The sequence below is a fragment of the Azospira oryzae genome, assembly GCF_004217225.1.
GTDB classification, from domain to species: Bacteria; Pseudomonadota; Gammaproteobacteria; order Burkholderiales; family Rhodocyclaceae; genus Azospira; species Azospira oryzae.
Map to the genome: position 1 here is coordinate 232,915 of NZ_SHKM01000003.1, position 19,697 is coordinate 252,611.

The 19,697-nt window shown below is 66.6% G+C and carries 11 protein-coding genes; 9 read left to right on the top strand and 2 right to left on the bottom strand.

All coding sequences use genetic code 11. The features are described 5' to 3' along the window. Positions 1-6: 6 nt before the first annotated feature. Entirely contained in the window at positions 7-2,550 is a 2,544-nt protein-coding gene (locus EV678_RS14870; RefSeq protein ID WP_014236653.1) for a putative bifunctional diguanylate cyclase/phosphodiesterase, read from the bottom strand. Between the two features lie 180 nt (positions 2,551-2,730). Here EV678_RS14870 and EV678_RS14875 point away from each other — a divergent pair, with 180 nt between their 5' ends. The 5 genes from EV678_RS14875 (at position 2,731) to gap (ending at position 11,801) form a co-directional block, all read left to right on the top strand. Continuing rightward, a complete protein-coding gene (locus tag EV678_RS14875) occupies positions 2,731-6,576 on the top strand; it encodes an EAL domain-containing protein (RefSeq protein WP_165397538.1) in 3,846 nt (1,281 codons plus the stop codon). 69 nt (positions 6,577-6,645) lie between these two features. Further along, positions 6,646-7,644, top strand: coding sequence for a class 1 fructose-bisphosphatase (locus EV678_RS14880; RefSeq protein ID WP_014236651.1), 999 nt, complete (start codon positions 6,646-6,648; stop codon positions 7,642-7,644). A gap of 20 nt (positions 7,645-7,664) precedes the next feature. Further along, the gene (locus EV678_RS14885) at positions 7,665-8,540 is read left to right on the top strand and encodes a phosphoribulokinase (protein WP_014236650.1); all 876 of its coding nucleotides are present in this window, start codon (positions 7,665-7,667) and stop codon (positions 8,538-8,540) included. 185 nt (positions 8,541-8,725) lie between these two features. Further along, positions 8,726-10,711, top strand: a complete 1,986-nt coding sequence (gene tkt / locus EV678_RS14890) for a transketolase (protein ID WP_130460072.1) — start codon at positions 8,726-8,728, stop codon at positions 10,709-10,711. Between the two features lie 61 nt (positions 10,712-10,772). After that, complete coding sequence (gene gap, locus EV678_RS14895) at positions 10,773-11,801, top strand: type I glyceraldehyde-3-phosphate dehydrogenase (RefSeq protein ID WP_014236648.1); 1,029 nt, start codon at positions 10,773-10,775, stop codon at positions 11,799-11,801. Between the two features lie 151 nt (positions 11,802-11,952). On the opposite strand, the gene EV678_RS14900 is transcribed toward gap, so the two are convergent. After that, entirely contained in the window at positions 11,953-12,522 is a 570-nt protein-coding gene (locus EV678_RS14900; protein ID WP_130460073.1) for a hypothetical protein, read from the bottom strand. A 246-nt stretch (positions 12,523-12,768) separates the two neighbouring features. Here EV678_RS14900 and EV678_RS14905 point away from each other — a divergent pair, with 246 nt between their 5' ends. The 4 genes from EV678_RS14905 to EV678_RS14920 all read left to right on the top strand — a co-directional run bounded on the left by EV678_RS14905 (position 12,769) and on the right by EV678_RS14920 (position 19,529). Further along, positions 12,769-13,815 carry a type I glyceraldehyde-3-phosphate dehydrogenase gene (locus EV678_RS14905; protein ID WP_130460074.1) on the top strand — a complete coding sequence of 349 codons (1,047 nt, stop codon included), beginning with the start codon at positions 12,769-12,771 and terminating at the stop codon, positions 13,813-13,815. A gap of 55 nt (positions 13,816-13,870) precedes the next feature. Further along, on the top strand, positions 13,871-15,055 hold the full coding sequence (locus EV678_RS14910) for a phosphoglycerate kinase (protein WP_014236645.1): 1,185 nt from the start codon (positions 13,871-13,873) through the stop codon (positions 15,053-15,055). A gap of 199 nt (positions 15,056-15,254) precedes the next feature. Beyond that, entirely contained in the window at positions 15,255-16,451 is a 1,197-nt protein-coding gene (locus tag EV678_RS14915) for an efflux RND transporter periplasmic adaptor subunit (RefSeq protein ID WP_130460075.1), read from the top strand. Between the two features lie 6 nt (positions 16,452-16,457). Beyond that, positions 16,458-19,529, top strand: a complete 3,072-nt coding sequence (locus EV678_RS14920) for an efflux RND transporter permease subunit (protein ID WP_130460076.1) — start codon at positions 16,458-16,460, stop codon at positions 19,527-19,529. The last annotated feature ends 168 nt before the right edge of the window (positions 19,530-19,697 follow it).

Consider the following 19,697-nt stretch of genomic DNA (forward strand, 5'->3'; position numbering starts at 1 on the left):
CCGTGCTCAGGCGGGCTTGCGGATTTCCCGGTCGGGACGGCCGATGTAATAGCCCTGGGCCATGTCCATGCCCATGCGCTTCAACTCGTCCAGCACCTCGCCGGTCTCGACGAATTCGGCAATGACCTGGATGCCCAGTTCGTGGGCCAGGGACTGCATGCTCTGGACGAAGGCCCGATCCTTGGTGCTGTGCAGGATATTGACCACGAAGTCCCCCTCCACCTTGAGGAAATCCACCGGGAAGCGGCGCAGGTAGTGGAAGGAGGAGAAGCCTGAACCGAAGTCGTCGATGGCCAGCTTGAAGCCGTCGAACTTCAGGTCGTTGAGGAAGCGCTCCATCAGGGCCAGGTTCTTCACCGTATCCCGCTCGGTGATCTCGAAGACGATGCGCTCCGGCGGAATACCGGAATCGGCCACGATCTGGCGCAGGGAGCGGGCGAACTCGTTGAGCACCATGGCCCGGGGCGAGAGGTTGAGGAAGATGTAGCCCTCGTGCCCTTCCGCGGCCAGCTTCTGCAGGGCCAGTTCGATCACCAGGCAGTCGAGGCGGTGGATGACACCGATTTTCTCGGCGATCTCGACGAACTCGTCGGCCCGCATGATTTCCCCGTCCACCTCGATGCGGGACAGCACTTCGTAGCCCACCACCACGCCGGCCTGGACATCCAGGATGGGCTGGAAGAAGGGGATCAACCGCCGTTCGTCGATGGCCTTGAGGATGGTGACGCTCTTCTGGGAGATGTCGCGGAACACTTCCATGACGTCGTCCGCCGTGGGAATGGCGACCCGCTCCTTACCCTCCGCCTTGGCCTTGTACATCATGTTGTCGGCGAAGAGGAAGAGGTCCTTGGGCTCGGTGGCGTGGTCCGGATACACGGCCAGGCCGATGGAAGCCGTACCGTGCACCACGTCGCCGTTGAAGGCGGTGACGCTGCTCTGCCGGGAGGCCTCGAGAATGCGCTGGGCGATGACGGAGGTCTGCTCCAGGTCGGCCTCGGGCAGGATCACCACGAACTCGTCGCCGCCGTAGCGGGCGAAGATGTCGCCGCTGCGCAGCACCTGCCGCACCTCCCGGGCGAAGGCCTGGAGGAACTTGTCGCCCACCGCATGGCCGTAGTTGTCGTTGACCAGCTTGAAGTTGTCCAGGTCGATCAGCAGCAGGCCGAAATGCTCGTCGTGGCGGGAGGAACGGTCGATCTCGTAGCCGATCATTTCCCAGAACACCCGCTGGTTGAAGAGGTCCGTCAGGGGGTCCCGGGTGGCGTAGTACTCCAGGTCCTTGGTGTACTTGTAGATGGCCTTCACCGACCCCACCACGTTGAGCAGGGTGGACAGCACGGAATCGAGCACCAGGTGGCGGGTGTCGTCCTCCAGCTCGTCGGCCTGGACGCCGATGCCGACGATGCCGCCGATCTTCGGCGTATCGACGAAGAAGGACTTGACCCGCAGCTGCACCTCCTCCTCCGCCAGCTCCACCTTCTCGCCACCGGGCTTGGCCACGTGGTGGTTGATGGTGAAGGAGGTGATGACGGAGAAGCGGGGATTCTGCTTCAGCACTTCCCGGATGTGGCTCTCCACCCGCTGCTTGGTGGCGGCGGAGGGCTCCCGGTACCAGAAAATCTCCAGGTCGAAGAGCTCGTCGTCGATCTGGAAGATGGAGAAAAGCACGTGGGCGTTCATCACCTTGTTGATGTCCACCACCAGGTGATTCACGTATTCGGTCCAGTCGCGGATGATGTCCGAGGTGATGACGAACTTCTCCAGCAGGCCGATCTCGAACTTGAGCATGTCCTTGTCCACCGCCACGGCCCGCAGCTTGGCCACCAGCTCCTCGACGGCGCAGACGATGCGGGTCAGCTCGGCGAAGCCGGGACGGCTACCGCGCAGTTCCAGCTTGCGCAGGTCCGATACCGCATTGACGCCGGCCACGCCCTCCTCCACATGGCGCAGGGCGCCTTCCAGCCGGTGGTTCACCCACCACACGGCCAGCAGCGCCAGCAGCAGGCCCAGAGGCATGAGAATGGCCAGGGACCAGGAGAATTCGGCCCGGGCCTGGTCTACCAGGCCGCCCACGTTCTGCCGCACTTCGATCAGGCCCAGCACGTCGCCCACGGCGGCGTTGTCGTGACAGCGCAGGCAGCGGTTTTCCGCCTGCAGGGGATAGATGAAGCGGATGAAGGAGCCCTGCATGGACTCCTGGGGCTTGCCGGCGGAAAAACCCTGGCGCAGCAGTTCATCCAGGGGCGGCTGCTCGATGGCGCCGAAGAGGGCCTCGACCTTGGGACCCCGATAGATTTCCACGGTGGCATTGGAACCCCGGGTGGCGTCGCGCATGCCCTGGAGGAATTTTTCCACCTGGTCCCGGCGCCAGCCGGTGCTCATCAACTCGTACATGGAGACGAAAGCCATGCGCGCCATGGTGTTGGCGCCTTCCCGGGCATGATCCCGTACGGTGCTGTCGAAGGAGCGGCTGACGGCCCAATAGCTGCCGCCAAAAAAGAGCAACCCAACCAGGATGGAGGTCGCCAGGACGAACGTTCGGATTTTCATGGGGTTCCCTGAGCCAAGCTTTATATTTGTATGACATCGAAGGAGGCACCCCCGTACCTCCCTATGCTGTCGGCAAATTACTATACCCCCCCGCCAGGAGCAAGCCGGAAAGCGCAAATCCGGCCCATGGAATCTGGGATAATGGCGCCTGTCCCCCCTGCCAGCACCCCGGCCCCAGCCATGTCCCTGCGCCGCGAAACCCACCTTCAGGCGACCGTTGTCGTCGTCTTCTTTTCCCTGGCCGTCAGCCTGGGGCTGGCCAACGTCTATCTATCCCACAGCGAGGAGGCGGCGGTACGCGTCCGCACCTTCCAGGAACTGCGGGCCGTGGCCGACCTCAAGGCCCAGCAGGTGGCCGCCTGGCGCAGCGAACGACAGGCCCAGGCAAAATCGTGGCAGGACAGCCTGCACCTGGAGCGCCTGCTCGAGGCCCCGGGCAAGGCGGCAGAACTCCAGGCCAACCTGCAGAAGAGCTTGGGCCCCCTGGCCGAATTGCCGGAGAACCGGGCCTACCTGCTGCTCGACGACGACGGACGGGTGCGCTTCAGCACCGCTGCCCCACCCCAGGACAGCAGCGTCAGCGAAGCCACCCGGGACCTGCTCAAGGTCGCCGAATACAGCGACCAGCCCCAGCTAAGCGACCTGCAGCTGGACCCCCAGGGCCATGCCTTCATCGACCTGGCCGCCGTCATCCGCAGCCCCCGCAGCGGCCAGCGTCTGGCCTTCCTGGTGCAGCGGATCGACCCCGGCGCCGTTCTCTTTCCCCTCATCCAGGCCCGTCCGGTGCCCAGCACCACCGCCGAGACCCTTCTGCTGCGCCAGGACGAAAGCGACTTTCTGGTGCTCAACGAACTGCGCCACCGCCAGGACACGGCCCTCAAGCTGCACCTGCGGCGGGAGGAAAGCATGCTCGGCGCCCCGGCCACGGCCGCGCCCCAGCAGGAGGGTGTCGACTACCGCCGCCAGCTGACCCTGGCCACCAGGCAGCAGGTGGCGGACACCCCCTGGATCCTGGTGACCAAGGTGGATGCGGAGGAAATCCTCTCCCCGGTGCGCCAGCGCAATTTCCTCACCTACGGCGTCTCCCTGCTGTTGCTGGCCGGGGGTGGCGCCTTCACCCTCTACCTGCTGCGCCAGCAGCGCAAGTTCTTCGCCGAGCGCCACGAACGGGAACAACTGGCGGCGGAGGAACTGCAGCGCACCCAGGACCGCCTGCTGGAAGCCCAGCGCATCGGCCACATCGGCAGCTGGGAGCGGGACCTGCGCAGTGGCCGCCTCTGGTGTTCCGAGGAAGCCTACCGCCTGGTGGGCCTGGACCCGCGCGAGCCCCTGACCTACGCCCACTTCCTGGAGCTGGTGCACCCGGAGGACCGGGACAAGGTGCAACAGGCCACCGACCACAACGCGGCCAAGGAGGAAACCTTCGCCGTCGAATACCGGGTGCTGCTGCAGGACGGTCGCCTGCGCCACTTCATCAACCGGGGCCGACTCTTCTGGGATGCCCGGGGCCAGCCCCTGCGGGCCAGCGGCACCACCCAGGACATCACCGAACGCAAGCTGGCGGAAGAAGAGTACCGGCGCCAGTCCACCCAGCTGCGGGCGGTGCTGCAGAACATGCCCCAGGGCATCAGCGTCTTCGACGAGCATCTGCGCCTGCAATTGTGGAACGAAGGCATGCGGGAAGTCCTGGGTCTGCCCGCCGAAGCCCTCTACCGCGGGGTGCCCTTCGAGGACCTGGTGCGCTATCCGGCCCAGCGGGGCGAGTACGGCCCCGGCGATCCGGAACAGCACGTGCAGGAACGCAAGGCCCTGGCCATGCAGTTCAAGCCCCACCGCTTCGAGCGCACCCGCCTGGATGGGCGCACCACCCTGGTCCAGGGCGAACCCCTCTTCGACGACGGCCAGCTCACCGGCTTCATCACCACCTACACCGACATCAGCGAAAGCAAGCGCAACGAACAGGCCCTGCGCAACCAGAACGCCATCCTGCAGAACATCCTGGAGAACCTGCCGGACGGCGTCAGCCTGTACGACCCGGAGCAGCGCATGATCGCCTGCAACGAGCGCTTCCGCACCCTGCTGGACCTGCCCGACACCCTCTTCGCCCAGGGCTACCCGACCCTGGAGGACATGGTCCGCTTCAACGCCCGCCGCGGCGAATACGGCCCGGGGGACGAGGAACGGCGCACCCGGGGCGTGCTGCGGGCCCTGCAGCGGCCCAACAACACCGCCGTCCTGCGGGAGCGGCCCGACGGCACGGTGCTGGAGATCCGCCAGGTCAACCTGGGGGACGGCAGCACCATCATCATCTACACTGACATCACCGCCCGCCACCGGGCCGAGGCCGAGCTGAAGCTGGCGGAAAAGGTCTTCGCCAACAGCCCGGAAGCCATCATGATCTGCGACCAGGGCAACCGCATCATCTCGGTGAACCGGGCCTTCTGCGACATCACCGGCTACGCCCAGGAGGAAGTGCTGGGCCAGGATCCGCGCATGCTGGCCTCGGGCCGCCACGACAAGGACTTCTACCGGCAGATGTGGGAAATCCTGCGGGACACCGGCGCCTGGGCCGGGGAAATCTGGGACCGGCGCAAGAACGGCGAGATCTACCCCAAGTGGATGACCATCAACGCCGTGCACGACACCCAGAGCGGCGCCCTCACCCACTACATCACCCTCTTCTCCGACATCACCGAGCGCAAGGAGACCGAGGCCCGCATCCACCACCTGGCCCACCACGACCCCCTCACCGGCCTGCCCAACCGCTTCACCCTGGAAGCCCGCCTGGAGCAGTCCCTGGCCGATGCCCGGCGCCATGGCCACAAGGTGGCGGTGATGTTCATGGACCTGGACCGTTTCAAGACCATCAACGACTCCCTCGGCCACGCCGTGGGCGATTCCCTGCTCATGGAAATCGCCCACCGCCTGCGCTCCGCCGTGCGGGAATCGGACACGGTGGCCCGCCTCGGCGGCGACGAGTTCGTGGTGGTGCTGCCCGACGTGGAAGGAGCCAACGATGCAGCCCACGTGGCCGGCAAGATCATCGAGGACGTGGCCCGCAGCCTGCGGGTCGGCGCCCACGAGCTGCACACCTCCGCCTCCATCGGCATCAGCCTCTATCCGGACGACGGCGAAACGGTGCCGACGGTGATGCAGAACGCCGACACCGCCATGTACCACGCCAAGGCCATCGGCCGGAACAACTTCCAGTTCTTCGCCTCGGCCATGAACCGGGCCGCCACCGAGCGCTTGGAGCTGGAACGCAAGCTGCGCCAGGCCATGGTCAATGACGAACTGGAACTGCACTTCCAGCCCCAGTTCGCCCTCGCCGCCGACCGGGTCACCGGGGTGGAGGCCCTGCTGCGCTGGCGCCATCCGGAGGACGGCCTGATCCCGCCGGACCGCTTCATCCCCATCGCCGAGGAAACCGGCCTCATCGTCGGCATCGGCGACTGGGTGCTGCAGGCCGCCTGCCGCCAGCTCAAGGCCTGGCTCGACCAGGGCCTGCCGCCCCTGCGCATGGCGGTGAACCTGTCCACCCGGCAGCTGAAGGAAAAGGACTTCCCCAGCCGGGTGGCCGCCATCCTCCAGGAAACGGGCCTGCCCGCCGTGCTGCTGGAGCTGGAGATCACCGAGAGCGGCGTCATGGAACGGCCGGAGGAGGCCATCACCACCCTGCAGGCCCTCAACGACATGGGCGTCACCCTGGCCATCGACGACTTCGGCACCGGCTACTCGTCCCTGTCCTACCTCAAGCTGTTCCCCATCGACCGGCTGAAGATCGACCGCTCCTTCGTGCGCGACATCGAGCGGGACCCGGATGACGCCGCCATCGCCCGCGGTACCATTGCCCTGGCCCACAGCCTGGGCCTGGAAGTGGTGGCCGAAGGAGTGGAAACCTCGGCCCAGCTCGACATGCTGGCGGCCGACGGCTGCGACGAGGTGCAGGGCTACTTCTTCAGCCGCCCCCTGCCGCTGGCGGCCGCCACCGCCTTCCTCGCCCAGCAGGCCGGTAGGGCGGGGTAGAATACCCCTCCGTATCGTCCCCGCCGGGGACCTCACCCATTTTCGCTGCAACCTGCTGCAAGGAATTCCATGTCCCGTACCACCCTTTCCCGCTACCTGATCGAAGCCCAGCGCGACAACCACATCAACGCCGACCTGCGCTTCCTCATCGAAGTCGTCGCCCGGGCCTGCAAGGCCATCTCCATCTCCATCGGCAAGGGCGCCCTCTCCGGCGTGCTGGGGGAGGCCGGCAGCGACAACGTGCAGGGCGAGGCCCAGAAGAAGCTGGACGTCATCTCCAATGAAATCCTGCTGGAAGCCAACGAATGGGGCGGCCACCTGGCGGCCATGGCCTCCGAGGAAATGGACCATCCCCATCCCATTCCCCACCGCTACCCCAAGGGCGAATACCTGCTGATGTTCGACCCCCTGGACGGCTCCTCCAACATCGACATCAACGTCTCCGTCGGCACCATCTTCTCCGTGCTGCGCTGCCCCGAAGGCATGGAGCCCACCGAACAGGCCTTCCTGCAGCCCGGCACCCAGCAGCTGGCCGCCGGCTACGCCCTCTACGGCCCCAACACCCTCCTGGTGCTGACCATCGGCCAGGGTGTGCATTGCTTCACCCTGGACCGGGAAGTGGGCTCCTTCGTCCTGACCCAGGAGAACCTCCGCATCCCCGAGGACACCAAGGAATTCGCCATCAACATGTCCAACCAGCGCTTCTGGGAAGCCCCGGTGCAGCGCTACGTGGGCGAACTGCTGCAGGGCAAGGAAGGCGTGCGCGGCAAGGACTTCAACATGCGCTGGGTCGCCTCCATGGTGGCCGACGTGCACCGCATCCTCACCCGCGGCGGCCTCTTCATGTATCCCCTGGACAGCAAGACCGCGGAGAAGGGCGGCAAGCTGCGCCTGCTCTACGAAGCCAATCCCATGAGCCTCATCGTCGAACAGGCCGGCGGCGCCGCCACCACCGGCCGCCAGCGCATCCTGGACCTGCAGCCCACCCAGCTGCACCAGCGGGTGCCGGTGGTCCTGGGTTCGAAGAACGAGGTGGAACGGGTCACCGCCTACCACCTGGAATCCTGAGATATCAGGAGAGGAGGAGCATGTCGGCCAAACACCCCATCATCGCCGTCACCGGCTCCTCCGGCGCCGGCACCACCACGGTCCGGAAAACCTTCGAATCCATTTTCCGCCGGGAAAAGATCAACGGCGCCATTGTCGAAGGCGACGCCTTCCACCGCTACACCCGGACGGAAATGGGCCAGAACATCGAGGCCGCCGAGCGTGAGGGACGCAAGCCGCCCTCCCACTTCGGCCCCGAGGCCAATCTGCTGGCCGAGCTGGAAACCCTCTTCCGCGAATACGGCGAACACGGCACCGGCAAGATCCGCCAGTACATCCACGGTGCCGCCGAGGCCCGCCGCTGGGGCCTGCCCGAGGGCTATTTCACCCCCTGGGAAGCCATCGCCCCGGGCACCGACCTGCTCTTCTACGAAGGCCTGCACGGCGCCTACCAGGACAAGCAGATCGACGTGGGCCGCCATGCGGACCTGCTCATCGGCGTGGTGCCCATCATCAACCTGGAATGGATCCAGAAAATCCACCGGGACACCCGCAGCCGGGGCTATTCCCTGGAAGCGGTGACCCACACCATCCTGCGGCGCATGCCCGATTACGTGCATCACATCACGCCCCAGTTCTCCCGCACCCACATCAATTTCCAGCGGGTGCCGGTGGTGGACACCTCCAACCCCTTCATCGCCCGGGACATCCCGAGCAACGACGAATCCTTCGTCGTCATCCGCTTCCGCGACCCCCGGGGAGTGGATTTCCCCTACCTGCTCAACATGATCGGCGACGCCTTCATGTCCCGCCCCAACACCATCGTGGTCCCCGGCGGCAAGCAGGACCTGGCCATGCAGCTGATCCTGACGCCCCTCATCTGGCAACTGGTGGAAGACCGCAGCCGGGGCGCCTGAGCCCGGCAGCTTTCCCGTGAAAAAGGCCGCCGCAACCCCGGACGGACCGGGACCGGCTGCCGCCATTGCCCTATCCCAGCGGAATTACCCCACCGCGGCAGCCCTTGTGCTGCGGTGAATCTGGAAAAACCCCAGCATTTGGCGGATAATTCCGCCTCTTTCCCGCCTCCCCCCTTCCGGTGACCATGCAATTCAATCCCCTCACCAGCGCCATCCGTGCCCTCGCCATGGATGCGGTCCAGAAAGCCAATTCCGGTCACCCCGGCATGCCCATGGGCATGGCCGAAATCGCCGAAGTCCTGTGGCGGCGCCACATGAAACACAATCCGGCCAACCCCCGGTGGGCCGACCGGGATCGCTTCGTGCTCTCCAACGGCCACGGTTCCATGCTGCTCTACAGCCTGCTGCACCTGACCGGCTACGACGTCTCCATCGACGATCTGAAGAACTTCCGCCAGCTGCACAGCAAGACCCCGGGCCACCCGGAAGTGGGCTACACCCCCGGCATCGAGACCACCACCGGCCCCCTGGGCCAGGGCATCACCAACGCCGTGGGCCTGGCCCTGGCGGAAAAGATCCTGGCGGCTGAATTCAACCAGCCCGGCCACGACATCGTGGACCACCACACCTACGTCTTCCTCGGCGACGGCTGTCTCATGGAAGGCGTCTCCCACGAAGCCTGTTCCCTGGCCGGCACCCTGGGCCTGGGCAAGCTGATCGCCTTCTACGACGACAACGGCATCTCCATCGACGGCCACGTCGAAGGCTGGTTCACCGACGACACCCCGAAGCGCTTCGAAGCCTACGGCTGGCAGGTCATCCCCAATGTGGACGGCCACAACGCCACCGCCATCGAGGCCGCCCTGCTGCAGGCCAAGGCCGAAGGCAACAAGCCCACCCTGATCTGCTGCAAGACCAAGATCGGCATGGGCTCCCCCAACAAGGCCGACAGTCACGACGTGCACGGCGCCCCCCTGGGCGATGCGGAAATCGCCGCCACCCGGGCTGCCATCGGCTGGAACCACGCCCCCTTCGAAATCCCCGCCGACGTGTACGCCGCCTGGGACGGCAAGGCCAAGGGCCAGACCGTCGAAGGCCAGTGGAACGAACGCTTCGCCGCCTACGCTGCCGCTTTCCCGGCCCAGGCCGCCGAATTCCAGCGCCGCATGGCCGGCAAGCTGCCCGCCAACTGGCAGCAGGTGGTGGATGCCTACATCGCCGACACCGCAGCCAAGGCCGAGAACATCGCCACCCGCAAGGCCAGCCAGAACGCCATCGCCGCCCTGGTGCCGAACCTGCCGGAAGTAGTGGGCGGCTCCGCCGACCTGGCCGGTTCCAACCTGACCCTGTGGAAGGCCGCCAAGGGCGTCACCCGCAAGGACGGCGGCAACTACGTCTATTACGGCGTGCGCGAATTCGGCATGACCGCCATCGCCAACGGCCTGGCCCTGCACGGCGGCCTGATCCCCTACACCGCCACCTTCCTGGTGTTCTCCGACTACGCCCGCAACGCCATCCGCATGGCGGCGCTGATGAAGCAGCGCCAGATCATGGTCTACACCCATGACTCCATCGGCCTGGGCGAGGACGGCCCGACCCACCAGCCGGTGGAACACGTGCCTTCCCTGCGCCTGATCCCCAACCTGGACGTGTGGCGTCCCGCCGACTCCACCGAGACCGCCGTGGCCTGGGCCAATGCCGTGGAACGCCATGACGGTCCTTCCGTCCTGGCCCTGTCCCGCCAGAACCTGCCCAATGTCACCGCCGGCATCAGCGCCGAGACCATCCGCCGCGGCGGCTACGTGCTGTCCGAGGCCAAGGACGAAGCCCAGGTGGTGCTGATCGCCACCGGCTCCGAGATCAAGCTGGCCCTGGACGCCCAGAAGGCCCTGGGCGACGAGGGCATCGCCGCCCGTGTCGTCTCCATGCCCTGCGTCGAAGCCTTCGAACGCCAGGACGCCGCCTACCGGGAACAGGTACTGGGCACCTGCCGCAAGCGCGTCGCCATCGAAGCCGCCCACTCCGGCCTGTGGCACAAGTACGTGGGCCGTCACGGCGCCGTGGTCAGCATCGACCGCTTCGGCGAGTCCGCCCCCGCCGGCAAGCTGTTCGAGATGTTCGGTTTCACCGTGGCCAACGTGGTGAAGACCGTCAAGGAAGTGCTGGAATAAAAGGAAGGGGTGCCCCGGCCACGGGGCGCGTCAGGTTTTTTAGATAGAGGAGAGAAGTGCCATGGCTATCAAGGTTGCCATCAACGGTTTCGGTCGTATCGGTCGCTGCACCCTGCGGGCGATCTACGAGCAGGGTCTGCAGAATGAGTTCGACGTGGTTGCCATCAACGCCTCCGGCGACCTGGCCACCAACGCCCACCTGCTGAAGTACGACACCACCCACGGCCGCTTCGGCACCTCCGTGGAGACCGAGGGCGAGAACTGCATCATCATCGATGGCAAGAAGATCCCCTTCTACTCCACCAAGAACCCCAAGGACATCGACTGGTCCAAGCACGGCGTGGAAGTGCTGCTGGAATGCACCGGCGCCTACACCACCAAGGAAAAGGCCCAGGCCCTGCTGCAGCAGGGTGCCAAGCGGGTGCTGATCTCCGCCCCCGGCGGCGACGACGTGGACACCACCATCGTCATGGGTGTTAACGAAGGCGTGCTCAAGGCCGACATGACCGTGGTCTCCAACGCCTCCTGCACCACCAACTGCCTGGCCCCCGTGGCCAAGGTGCTAGCCGAGAGCGTCGGCATCAAGCAGGCCCTGATGACCACCGTGCACGCCTACACCAACGACCAAGTAACCGTGGACGTGCGCCACAAGGACCTGCGCCGCGCCCGTGCCGCCGCCGCCAACATCATCCCCACCAAGACCGGCGCCGCCAAGGCCGTCGGCCTGGTGCTGCCCCAGCTGGCCGGCAAGTTCGACGGCTTCTCCCTGCGCGTGCCCACCATCAATGTCTCCCTGGTGGACCTGACCTTCACCGCCGAGCGCGCCACCACCAAGGAAGAAATCAACGAGCTGATGACCGCCGCTGCCAAGGGCCCCCTGAAGGGCATCATGGCGGTGAACAACGAGCCCCTGGTTTCCTCCGACTTCAACCACACCACCGTCTCCTCCACCTTCGATGCCACCCAGACCCGGGTCATCAAGGGTGCCGACGGCTCCGTGCTGGTGAAGGTGCTGGCCTGGTACGACAACGAGTGGGGCTACTCCTGCCGCATGCTGGACGCCGCCCGCGCCTGGATGGCCGCCAAGTAAGCAACACCGCCGACGGCAAAAAGCCGCCTGGGAGCATCTGCTCCCAGGCGGCTTTTTTATTGCTGCAGCGACTATCGGGACCAGGGGGTGAAAGGCAGCGCGGCAGGCCCAACCATGGGTGGCCCGACGGCACCGCCCTCGCCGCCCAGGCTCAGGAAGAACTGCCCGACTTGCCGTTCACGGCCGCCTGCAGCAAGGCGTAGGCGGCAATGCCGGCAGGAGACTGGCCATTGCCCAGACCATCGCCCTGGCCGCCGGCGGCCGCACCGTCCTGGCTCTGGCTGAGCCTGGCCATGGTGGCATCCTGCAGGGTGGTGGCATCGGGATGGGCCTCATCCTTGGCTAGCAGGCGCTCCCGCATCTTGCGGGCGATATCCGACTCGATCGCCTCCCGCTTTTCCGGCGGCAGAGCGGCCAGGTCTTCCTCGCTCATGCCCATTTCCTTGAGGATGGCGTCACGCATGTGCTCGGCCGGACTCTTGTCCAGGTATTCCTGCAGCTGGGCCCGCAATTCCTCGCGGCGGGCCTGGGCAGCGGCATCGGCCTTGTCCTCGGCCGTTTCCACCCGGCTGGAAGTGTTGGCGCCGGCTGACGGATTGGCACCTTCCGTCAGGCCGGCTTGAGGCGATGCCTGCAATGCGGCCGCTTCGGCCTCCTGGCCGCGCTTTTTCGCCGTCAGGCTCTGTAGGCTGAGTTGGTTATAGAGGGAATCGATACGCATGGTCATACGCTCCATAGGTGCTATGGCCACCCTTAATGCAAACGGCGTACCAGAATGTAAATTCCCTTTGAGAACAAAGGACTTTGCCGACCTGGTGAATATTTGCCGCCTGCCCGGGGCAAAAAAATGACGGCAAGGTTGGCCGCCAGCGGCCATCCTTGCCGGGCAAAACCCTGTCCGCCTCTCGGATTTAGGGCCGCAACCCTGTAAAATCACGGCCTTCATCCATTTCCTCCCTGGCCCCCCGTGTCCGGCTCCCTCCCCCCCCTTCGTCTCGCCATCAACGGCTACGGCCGCATTGGTCGCTGCTTTCTGCGGGCCCTGCATGAACGGGGACTGGCGGAGCGTTTCCAGGTGGTGGCCATCAACGAGCCGGCCAACAGCGAGAGCATCGCCTACCTGACCCGCTTCGACTCCACCCACGGCCGCTTCCCCGCCCCGGTGGAACTGCAGGACGGCACTCTGGTCATCGACGGCCGCAGCATCCAGCTGACCCACGCCGACACCCCCGAGGGAGTGGACTGGCGCAGCCTGAAGGTGGATCTGCTGGTGGAATGCTCCGGCCAGTACAGCAACCGGGCCGGCCTGCGCCGCTTCCTCGAGGCCGGCTGCCCCCGGGTGCTGCTGTCCCACCCGGCCAACAGCGCCGCCGACGTGGATGCGACGGTGGTCTACGGCCTCAACCACGGCCGCCTCAACGGCGACGAGCGCATCGTCTCCAACGCCTCCTGCACCACCAACGCGGTGGTGCCGGTGCTGGAGCTGCTGGACCGGGAGCTGGGCCTGGAACAGGTGCTGCTGACCACCCTGCATTCGGTGATGAACGACCAGCCCCTGGTGGACGGCTACCACCACAGCGACCTGCGCCGCACCCGCTCCGCCATGCAGTCCATGATCCCGGTCTCCACCGGCCTGGCCCGGGGCGTGGAGCGCCTGCTGCCGGGCCTCAAGGGCAAGGTGCTGGCCAAGGCCATCCGGGTGCCCACCCTCAACGTCTCGGCCATCGACCTCACCGTGACCCTGGCCCAGGATGCAGACGTGGCGGGCCTCAACGCCCTGCTGCAAATCGCTTCCAACGGCCCCTGGAAGGGCGTGCTGACCACCTCCGCCGCCCCCCACGCCTCCATCGACTTCAACCACGACCCCCATTCCGCCATCGTGGACCTGAGCCAGACCCGGGCCGGCGGCGCCCGCCTGTTCAACCTCTTCATCTGGTTCGACAACGAATGGGGCTTCGTCAATCGCATGGTGGACGTGGCCCAGCGCTGGCATGCCGGCTGGTCCCAGTCCTGAACATCCCATTCACCGCACCGCGCCTCATCACCAAATTCAACGCAAGGAGACTTCCATGAACGTTCTCAAACTCGCCGACCTGGATGTGAAGGGCAAGCGCGTCTTCATCCGCGCCGACCTCAACGTACCCCAGGACGAGACCGGCCGCATCACCGACGACACCCGCATCCGCGCTTCCGTGCCGGCCATCCAGATGGCCCTGGAAAAGGGCGCCGCGGTCATGGTCACCTCCCACCTGGGCCGTCCCACCGAAGGCGAGATGAAGCCCGAGGACAGCCTGGCCCCCATCGCCCACCGCCTGGCCGAGCTGCTGGGCCGCAAGGTGCCGGTGATCGACAACTGGGTGGACGGCGGCTTCGAGGTGAAGCCCGGCGACGTGGTGCTGCTGGAAAACTGCCGCGTGAACAAGGGCGAGAAGAAGAACAACGACGAACTGGCCCAGAAGCTGGCCAAGCTGTGCGACGTCTATGTGAACGACGCCTTCGGCACCGCCCACCGGGCCGAGGCCACCACCCACGGCATCGCCAAGTACGCCCCCGTGGCCTGTGCCGGCCCCCTGCTGGGCGCCGAGCTGGACGCCCTGGGCCGGGCCCTGGAAAACCCCAAGCGCCCCCTGGTGGCCATCGTCGCCGGCTCCAAGGTCTCCACCAAGCTGACCATCCTCAAGTCCCTCGCCGGCAAGGTGGACCAGCTCATCGTCGGCGGCGGCATCGCCAACACCTTCATGGTGGCCGACGACCTGCCCATCGGCGAATCCCTGGCCGAGCTGGACCTGGTGGAAGAAGCCCGCAACATCATGGACATGATGGACGAGCGCGGCGCCTCCGTGCCCATCCCCGAAGACGTGGTGGTGGCCAACGAACTGTCCGTCCATGCCCGCGCCAACCGGGTGGACGCCAACGACGTGCAGCCCGACGACATGATCCTGGACATCGGCCCCAAGACCTCCGCCAAGCTGGCCAGCATCATCGCCCACGCCGGCACCATCGTCTGGAACGGCCCGGTCGGCGTCTTCGAATTCGACCAGTTCGGCGGCGGCACCAAGATGCTGGCGGCCGCCATCGCCCACTCCCCGGCCTTCTCCATCGCCGGCGGCGGCGACACCCTGGCCGCCATCGCCAAGTACGGCATCGAGAAGCAGATCGACTACATCTCCACCGGCGGCGGCGCCTTCCTGGAATTCCTCGAAGGCAAGAAGCTGCCCGCCGTGGAAGTGCTGGAGCAGCGCGCCAACGGCTGATCCTGCAGCCCGGCACCTGCCATGGAAAGGCGGCCTGCGGGCCGCCTTTTTACATTTTGCAACGTTTGCCCCGGCCGGGGCCCGGGGTGGCGATGGAGTAGAATTGCCCGCTGCCAAATCGTCGCCGCCCTTTCGCCTGCGGCCCTGTCGCCCGCCGCCGCGCCACGCCGGCGGCAGGCCGGAACCACGAGACTCCGCCATGCCCCACCGCAAACACCGCTACGCCGTCATCGCCCTTGCCGCCGCCGGAATCGTCGGCCTGGGCTGGGTCGCCTACAACGCCAACCGGGCTCCCGGCGGACCCCAGGCCCCGGCTGCGGCCGGCGCCAAGGCGGGCGGCGCCGGCGCCCCGGCAGCGCCCCTGCCGGTGGAAACGGCGCTGGCGGCGCCCCAGAGCATCACCGACGAGGCGGCGGCGGTGGGCACCCTGCGCTCCAACGAATCCGTGGTGCTGCGGCCGGAAACGGCGGGACGCATCGCCAGCATCGGCTTCAAGGACGGCGTGCCGGTGGCCAGGGGCACGGTGCTGGTGGCCCTGGATGCAGCCACCCAGGAGGCGGAACTGCAACAGGCCAAGGCCAACCACGCCCTGGCCGTGACCAATTTCAAACGCACCGAGGAACTGCTGGCGAAGAAGTTCATCAGCCAGCAATCCCTGGACACCACCGCCGCCAACCTCAAGGTGCAGGAGGCGGCGGTCGCCCTGGCCGAGGCCAAGCTGGCCAAGACCCGCATCCGGGCGCCCTTTGCCGGCGTCGTCGGCATCCGGGAAGTGAGCGTCGGCGACTACGTCAAGGAAGGGGCGGACCTCATCAACCTGGAGGACATCCGCACCCTGAAGCTGGATTTCCGCCTGCCCGAGCTGTACCTGAGCCGCCTGCAAAAAGGCCAGGCCGTGGAAGTGAGCGTGGACGCCCTGCCCAACCAGGCCTTCAAGGCGGTGCTGGACGCGGTGGATCCCCTGGTGGATGCCAACGGCCGCGCCATATCCCTGCGCGCCCGCCTGGACAACCCGGAGCTCAAGCTGCGCCCCGGCATGTTCGCCCGGGTGCGCCTACTCTTCGGCAACCGGGACGGGGTGCTGATGATCCCCGAGCAGGCCATCGTCTCCGGCGGCGGCAAGCAGACCGTGTTCCGCATCGAGGAGGGCAAGGCGAAGAAGGTGGAAGTGAAGACCGGCCTGCGCCGCAACGCCCAGGTGGAAATCCTCTCCGGCCTGGCGGCGGGGGACCGCATCATCACCGCCGGCCAGCTCAAGGTGCAGGACGGCAGCCCGGTGAAGGCCGTCGATACTGCCCCCCAGCCGGCCCAGGAGGCAGAAGGGACGGGCGTCTCCAAACCCCCTGCCGCCACCGCCGCGCCCCAGGCCGCCCCCGGGCCGGCCAAGCAGGGATAAGCCGCCATGCTGCTGTCCGACATCTGCATCCGCCGCCCGGTGTTCGCCACCGTGCTCTCCCTGGCGGTGATGCTCATCGGCCTGGTCTCCTACCAGCGCCTCTCGGTGCGCGAATACCCGAAGATCGACGAACCGGTGATGACCGTCACCACCACCTACCGGGGCGCCTCGGCGGAAATCGTCGAATCCCAGATCTCCAAGCCCCTGGAGGATTCCCTGGCCGGCATCGAGGGGGTGGATGTGCTGACCTCCATCTCGCGCCAGGAAAGCAGCCAGATTTCCGTGCGCTTCCGCCTGGAGCGCAATCCGGATTCCGCCGCCTCGGACGTGCGCGACCGGGTCTCCCGGGTGCGCAACCGGCTCCCCGACGACATCGACGAGCCGGTCATCGCCAAGGTGGAGGCCGACGCCAGCCCGGTCATCTGGCTCGCCTTCTCCTCCGAAAAGCATTCGCCCCTGGTGGTCACCGACATCGCCAACCGGGTGGTCAAGCCGCGCCTGCAGACCCTGCCCGGGGCCGCCGACGTGCGGGTCTTCGGCGAGCGCAAGTTCGCCATGCGCATCTGGCTCGACAAGGACCGCCTGGCGGCCCACCAGATCACCGCCCAGGAGGTGGAGGACGCCCTGCGCACCCAGAACGTGGAAGTGCCCGCCGGCCGCATCGAGAGCCGCCAGCGGGAATTCGCCGTGCTGGCCCAGACCGACCTGAAGGAACCGGAACAGTTCGCCGCCATCGTGGTGAAGACGGTGAACGGCTACCCGGTGCGCATCCGGGACCTGGGCCGGGTGGAAATCGGCGCCGCCGCCGAGCGCACCAACGTCCGCTTCGGCGGCAAGCCGGCGGTGAGCCTGGGCCTGATCAAGCAGTCCACCGCCAACCCCCTGGACCTGTCCCGGGCCCTGCGGGCCGAACTGCCGAAGATCGCCGCCGAGCTGCCCGACGGGCTGAAGGTGGAAATCGCCTACGACTCCTCGGTCTTCATCGACCGCTCCATCGAATCGGTGTTTTCCACCATCGGCGAAGCGGTGATCCTGGTGCTGCTGATCATTTTCTTCTTCCTGCGCAACCTGCGCGCCACCCTCATTCCCCTGGTCACCATCCCGGTGTCCCTGATCGGCGCCTTCGCCCTCATGTTCGTCCTCGGCTTCACCATCAACACCCTGACCCTGCTGGCCCTGGTGCTGGCCATCGGCCTGGTGGTGGACGACGCCATCGTGGTCCTGGAGAACATCTACCGCCACATCGAGGAAGGCATGCCGCCGATCCAGGCCTCCCTCCAGGGGGCCAAGGAAATCGGCTTCGCCGTGGTGGCCATGACCATCACCCTGGCCGCCGTCTACGCCCCGGTGGCCTTCATGACCGGCCGCATCGGCAAGCTCTTCATCGAATTCGCCCTGACCCTGGCCGGCGCCGTGCTGGTCTCCGGCTTCGTCGCCCTGACCCTGTCGCCCATGATGTGCTCGGTGCTGCTGCGGCACGAGGAAAAGCACGGCAAGGCCTTCGTCGCCATCGAGAACTTCCTCAACTGGCTCAACGCCGGCTACCGCCGCATCCTCGGCGCCGCCCTCGACCGGCGCTGGATCGTCCTGGTGGGATTCGCCGCAGTGGCCCTGGCCTGCGTCGGCATGCTCAAGCTGCTCAAGTCCGAGCTTTCCCCCATCGAGGACCGGGGCGTCATTTTCGGCATCTTCAACGGCCCCGAGGGCGCCACCCTGGAATACACGGACAAGTACGCCCGCCAGATCGAGAAGATCTACGCCGGCATTCCCGACGCCGCCAACTACTTCGTCGTCTCCGGCAATCCCATCGTCTCCCAGGGCTCCGCCATCCTGCGCCTGAAGGACTGGAAGGAGCGCCAGCACAGCTCGCCGGAAATCGCCAAGCAGCTGCTGCCCCGCTTCCGGGACATCCCCGGCGTCATGGCCTTTCCGGTGACGCCGCCCTCCCTCGGCCAGAGCGCCCGGGAGCGGCCGATCAACTTCGTCATCGTCAGTTCCGCCTCCTACCAGGAGCTGCAGGCCACCACCACCAAGTTCCTGGCGGCAATGGCCAAGAGCCCCCTGTTCCTCAATGTGGACACGGACCTCAAGCTCAACCTGCCCCAGCTCTCCGTGGCGGTGAACCGGGACAAGGCGGCGGACCTGGGGGTGCCCGTGGAAACCGTCGGCCGCACCCTGGAGACCATGCTCGGCGGCCGCCAGGTGACCCGCTTCAAGCGGGACGGCGAGCAGTACGACGTGATCGTCCAGGTCAGCGACGCCGACCGCGCCAATCCCCGGGACATCAGCGACATCTACGTGCGCGGCAAGAGCGGCGAGATGATCCCCCTGGCCAACCTGGTGCAGGTGGACGAGACCATCAGCCCCCGGGAGCTGAACCACTTCGGCCAGCGCCGTGCCGTCACCATCACCGCCAACCTGGCCCCCGGCTCCACCCTGGGCGAGGGCCTGGCGGCCATGGAAGGAATCGCCGGAGAGGTGCTGCCGGCCGGCTACGCCGTCGATTACAACGGCCAGTCGCGGGAGTTCAAGACCTCCACCGCCTCCCTGGCCCTCACCTTCATCCTCGCCCTGGCCTTCATCTACCTGGTGCTGGCGGCCCAGTTCGAAAGCTTCCGCGATCCCTTCATCATCATGCTGACGGTGCCCCTGTCCATGGCCGGCGCCCTGCTGGCCCTGCTCCTCAGCGGCGGCACCCTCAACGTGTACAGCCAGATCGGCCTGGTCACCCTGGTGGGCCTGATCACCAAGCACGGCATCCTCATCGTCGAATTCGCCAACCAGCTGCAGGAGCAGGGGCGCAACGTCCGGGAGGCGGTGATCGAGGCGGCGGAACTGCGCCTGCGCCCCATCCTCATGACCACCGGCGCCATGGTGCTGGGCGCCATCCCCCTGGCCCTGGCCCGGGGCGCCGGCGCCGAATCCCGCTCCCAGATCGGCTGGGTCATCGTCGGCGGCCTGCTCCTGGGCACCTTCTTCACCCTCTTCGTGGTGCCCACGGTCTATACCCTGATGGCCCGGCGCAAGGGCATGGACCGGGTGGCGGCGGAACAGGCCCGCCACGGCCTGCCCACCTGAGCCGCCCCCGGTCCCGGACGGCCCCGGGCCGTCACCCTGAAAAAGCCGCTGCCCAGCGGCTTTTTTTTCGCCTCCGGAATGCCGACTGGATCAAGAATGGCGACAAAATCCCTGGGGACGGACATGCCATTGAGTTAGCATAAATCCCGATTTGCCAATGACTTGGCG

Bases quoted from the DNA above. Each gene is read 5' to 3' on its own strand.
- EV678_RS14870 (WP_014236653.1), bottom strand. From the start codon at position 2,550: ATGAAAATCCGAACGTTCGTCCTGGCGACCTCCATCCTGGTTGGGTTG.
- EV678_RS14875 (WP_165397538.1), top strand. From the start codon at position 2,731: ATGTCCCTGCGCCGCGAAACCCACCTTCAGGCGACCGTTGTCGTCGTC.
- EV678_RS14880 (WP_014236651.1), top strand. From the start codon at position 6,646: ATGTCCCGTACCACCCTTTCCCGCTACCTGATCGAAGCCCAGCGCGAC.
- EV678_RS14885 (WP_014236650.1), top strand. From the start codon at position 7,665: ATGTCGGCCAAACACCCCATCATCGCCGTCACCGGCTCCTCCGGCGCC.
- tkt (WP_130460072.1), top strand. From the start codon at position 8,726: ATGCAATTCAATCCCCTCACCAGCGCCATCCGTGCCCTCGCCATGGAT.
- gap (WP_014236648.1), top strand. From the start codon at position 10,773: ATGGCTATCAAGGTTGCCATCAACGGTTTCGGTCGTATCGGTCGCTGC.
- EV678_RS14900 (WP_130460073.1), bottom strand. From the start codon at position 12,522: ATGCGTATCGATTCCCTCTATAACCAACTCAGCCTACAGAGCCTGACG.
- EV678_RS14910 (WP_014236645.1), top strand. From the start codon at position 13,871: ATGAACGTTCTCAAACTCGCCGACCTGGATGTGAAGGGCAAGCGCGTC.
- EV678_RS14915 (WP_130460075.1), top strand. From the start codon at position 15,255: ATGCCCCACCGCAAACACCGCTACGCCGTCATCGCCCTTGCCGCCGCC.
- EV678_RS14920 (WP_130460076.1), top strand. From the start codon at position 16,458: ATGCTGCTGTCCGACATCTGCATCCGCCGCCCGGTGTTCGCCACCGTG.